This window comes from Acidovorax sp. KPB24-03, from assembly GCF_057546605.1.
Map to the genome: position 1 here is coordinate 1 of NZ_BAAJYR010000336.1, position 3909 is coordinate 3909.

A 3909-nucleotide genomic window follows, 5' to 3' on the forward strand; every position below is an offset into this window, starting at 1 on the left:
CGGCCTGGCCGGTGGCGCCGCTGCACAGCCCCTGCCGGGCCAGGGCGTGCGCGTGCAGCCGCTGCAAAGCTCCATCGCGGAGGAGACCTTCCAGACCCTGCTGGTCGGCCGCGCGCTGCAAAAGCTGGGCTACGACGTGCAGCCCATCAAGGAGATCGAGTACGCCACCGCGCACGTGGCGATCGCCAACGGGGACGCCACCTTCATGGCGGACCACTGGGACCCGCTGCACGCGGACTTCTACAAGAACGCCGGCGGCGATGCCAGGCTGTGGCGCCAAGGCACCTATTCGCAGAACGCCGCGCAGGGCTACCTGATCGACCGCAAGACGGCCGAGAAGTACCGCATCACCCACATCGACCAGCTCAAGGACCCCAAGCTCGCCAAGCTCTTCGACACCAACGGCGACGGCAAGGCCGACCTCACGGGCTGCAATCCCGGCTGGGGCTGCGAGGGCGTGATCGAGCACCAGTTGAAGGCCTTCGGCCTGGGCGCCACGGTCACGCACGTGCAGGGCAGCTACTCCGCGCTGATCGCCGACACCATCGCGCGCTTCAAGCAGGGCCAGCCCATCCTCTACTACACCTGGACGCCCTACTGGGTGAGCGGCGTGCTGCGCCCGGGCCAGGACGTGGTGTGGCTGCAGGTGCCGCGGTCTTCGTTGCCGGGCGCGCAGGCCGGGCAGGACACCGCCCTGCCCGACGGCAAGAACTACGGCTTCGTGCTGAACACCCAGCGCATCGTGGCCAACAAGGCCTTCGCCGAGAAGAATCCCGCCGCCGCGCGCCTGTTCGAGGTGATGCAGCTGCCCGTGGGCGACATCAACGCCCAGAACCTGGCGATGAAGAACGGCCAGAACCAGCCGGCCGACGTGGCGCGCCACACCGACGGCTGGATCAAGGCCCACCAGAAGACCTTCGACGGCTGGATCCAGCAGGCGCTCGCCGCGGCCAGGCCCTGAGGCGGCGCGCAGGCCCCGGGCACGCGCTGCCCGAGGGCATCACGCCGCGCCATCGGCCTGCGCCTGGAAGGCGCGCGTGAAGTCGCAGCACGACTGCGCCAGCATGATGATCGAGGCGGCCAGCGCGCTGCGGTGCTCGCCCTTGTGCATGGCCACGTAGGGCACGCTGGGCAGCGCGGGCACCACGTCGATCACGGCCAGCATGCCCGCCGCGATCAGCGGCGCCAGGCAGTGCCGGGGCAGGTAGGCCACCCCCAGGCCCGACACGGTGAGACCTGTGAGCGCGACGAGGTTGCTCACCACGATGGCGTCGGCCAGTTCCACCCCGCGCTCCTTCATCCACGCGTCGTAGAGCCGCCCGGTGCCCGAGGCGTTGCCCTGCACCAGCAGGCGGTGGCGCGCCAGTTCGTGCAACCGCACCGTGCCGGCCGGCACCAGCCCGGGCTTGCACATCCACGCGCTTTCCACCTGGCCGATCGCCTTGGCCGGCAGGCGCGCATCGGCGAAGGCATCGGGCACGATGATGAGGTCCAGCTCGTCGGCCAGCAGCTTGTCGCGCAGGGGCAGGCTGCCGTCCACATCGGGCTCCAGGGTCACCTTGGGGTAGTGCTGCTGCACCAGGGCGACCAGCCGGGGCAGCCAGGTCATCGCGGTGAGTTCGGTCACGCCGATGCGCAGGCGCCGCTCGATCACGCCGGGCTTGCCGAACTGCTCCACCGCCGCATCGCGCTGGCGCAGCAGCTTGCGGGCGAGCACGAACATCTCCTCGCCCTTTTCGGTCAGCCGCGCCGTGCGCTGGCTGCGGTCGAACAGCGGCGTGTCGAAGAGCAGCTCCAGTTCGTGCACCCGTTTGGACACGGCCGACTGCGAGGTGTGCAGCTTCTGGGCCGCCTGCGCAAAGCCGCCGAGCTGGCCGATCCAGTACAGCGCTTCGAGTTGCTTGAAGGTCATCATGGCGGGGATTTCAGAACACTTTTATTCATCCGATTCGAGCACAAAAAAATCGCTTTTTCAAAAGCGTCGGCGCTTTGAGAATGCCTTTCAGCCCCTCGCCAACGCGAGGTCCCCAGCGCCCTCTTCCGAAAGCCCGCCATGCACCGCCTGCCCCGCCCCCTTGCCTTCGCCCTGCGCCGCACCCTGTCCCTGGCGGTCTGCGCCGCCCTGCTGTCCACCGCGGCCAGCGCCCAGGAAATCGACACCCTGCGCAAGATCAAGGAGAGCGGCACCCTCATCATCGGCAGCCGCGACAGCTCCATTCCGTTTTCGTACAAGCCCACCGGCAGCGGCGACCCCATCGGCTTTTCCAACGACATCTGCCTGAAGATCGCCGAGGCGGTGAAGGCCAAGCTCGGCCTGCCCACGCTGCGCGTGCAATACACCCTGCTCAACTCGCTCAACCGCATTCCGCTGCTGCAAAACGGCACCGTGGACCTGGACTGCGCCACCACCACCAATTCGGTCGTGCGCCAGCAGCACGTGAATTTCGCGCCCAGCCATTTCGTGACCAACATCACCGTGGCGGTGAAGAAGAACTCCGGCATCCAGTCGCTGGCCGACCTGGCCGGCAAGACGGTGGCCACCGTGGCGGGCAGCACGTCGATCCAGCTGCTGCGCACCTACAAGCGCGCCGAGAACCTGGAGGTGCAGGAAATCTCGGGCAAGGACACGGCCGATGCCTTCCTGCTGCTGGCCAGCGACCGCGCCGCCGCCTACGTGCTGGACGACGTGCAGCTGGCCGGCCTGATCGCCACCGCGCCCAACCCGGGCGACTTCCGCATCCTCAAGGACGTGGTGCTGCGCCAGGAGCCCTACGGGATCATGCTGCGCAAGAACGACCCGCAGTTCCAGGCCCTGGTGGACCAGACGGTGACCGGCCTGATGCGCTCCGGCGAAATGGAGCGGCTGTACGCGCGCTGGTTCACCCAGCCCATCCCGCCGAGCAACGTGAACCTGAACTTCCCCATGTCCGACGCCGTGCGCGAAGCCTTCCGCAACCCCAGCAACAAGGGCGTGTGATGGCAGGCCACAGCAACACCACACCCTACCCGCAGGGCCGCCTCTTCCCCGACGCCCTGATGCGCGAGGTGCGAGAGCGCTTCCTGCAGGTGGAGCGCGACCACCACGGCCACGAGCGGCTGTATTTCGACAACGCGGGCGGCTCGTTCCGGCTGAAGGCGGCGGTGGAGCGCTTCGCGCAGATCGATGCCGTGCCGGACAACACCGAGCGCATCCACGCCACGGCGCGCGAGCTGCAGGATATCCAGGCCGCCGGCGTGGCCGACGTGCGGCTGCTGCTCAACGCCACGGGCGGCAGCGTGTACGCCGCGCTCACCGCCTCGGGCGCCATGTTCGAGATGGTGCGGGCCGTGGCGCAGAACGTGCCGGGCACCAACATGGTCACCACCGTGCTGGAGCACCCCTCGTCGTACGACGCCATGGAGCGCTACGCCCGCGAAATGGGCCGCGAGCTGCGCGTGGCGCCCAGCAACCGCGCCACCGGCGGCGTGGACGTGGACGCCATCGTGGCCCTGGTGGACGAGGGCACCAGCGTGCTCAACGTGATCCACGCCTCCAACATCTCCGGCGCCAAGCTGGACCTGGAGGCCATCGTGCGCCGGGCGCGCGCCATCCGGCCCGACCTGTACATCCTGGTGGACGCGGTGCAGCACGCGCCGCACGGCCTCATCGACCTGCAGAAGACGCCGGTGGACGGCATCAACATCGCGCCCTACAAGTTCTTCGGCTGCCGGGGCTCCGGCTTCGCCTGGCTGTCCGACCGCGCGGCCGCCCTGCCGCACCACAAGCTGTCGGCCAAGCCCGCCGACTTCTGGGACCTGGGCAGCACCGCGCCGTGGCAGTTCGCCGTGGTGACGGAGATCGTGGACTACGTGTGCTGGCTCGGCGCGCAGGCGCCCGAGGGCGGGCCCGCCGGCGATGCGGCCCCTGGC

General features: G+C 69.0%; 4 protein-coding genes. 3 read left to right on the plus strand and 1 reads right to left on the minus strand.

All coding sequences use genetic code 11. The annotated features are described in order from the left end of the window. Positions 1-4 precede the first annotated feature (4 nt). Positions 5-961 carry a glycine betaine/L-proline ABC transporter substrate-binding protein ProX gene (gene proX / locus AC27KI_RS20330; protein WP_487090536.1) on the plus strand — a complete coding sequence of 319 codons (957 nt, stop codon included), beginning with the start codon at positions 5-7 and terminating at the stop codon, positions 959-961. A 39-nt stretch (positions 962-1000) separates the two neighbouring features. Here the strand turns inward: proX and AC27KI_RS20335 are convergent, their stop codons facing one another. Then, positions 1001-1912 carry a LysR family transcriptional regulator gene (locus AC27KI_RS20335; protein WP_272553302.1) on the minus strand — a complete coding sequence of 304 codons (912 nt, stop codon included), beginning with the start codon at positions 1910-1912 and terminating at the stop codon, positions 1001-1003. 141 nt (positions 1913-2053) lie between these two features. Between AC27KI_RS20335 and AC27KI_RS20340 the strand changes: the two genes are divergently transcribed. Both AC27KI_RS20340 and AC27KI_RS20345 read left to right on the plus strand, forming a co-directional pair. After that, entirely contained in the window at positions 2054-2977 is a 924-nt protein-coding gene (locus AC27KI_RS20340) for an amino acid ABC transporter substrate-binding protein (protein WP_284406812.1), read from the plus strand. Next, positions 2977-3909, plus strand: a 933-nt coding sequence (locus AC27KI_RS20345) for an aminotransferase class V-fold PLP-dependent enzyme (protein ID WP_487115520.1), incomplete at its 3' end; no start/stop codon positions are given. The genes AC27KI_RS20340 and AC27KI_RS20345, both read left to right, overlap by 1 nt.

What these genes read in the sequence shown, in the direction of transcription:
- AC27KI_RS20335 (WP_272553302.1), bottom strand. Translation starts at nt 1,912, where the DNA reads ATGACCTTCAAGCAACTCGAAGCGCTGTACTGGATCGGCCAGCTCGGC.
- AC27KI_RS20340 (WP_284406812.1), top strand. Translation starts at nt 2,054, where the DNA reads ATGCACCGCCTGCCCCGCCCCCTTGCCTTCGCCCTGCGCCGCACCCTG.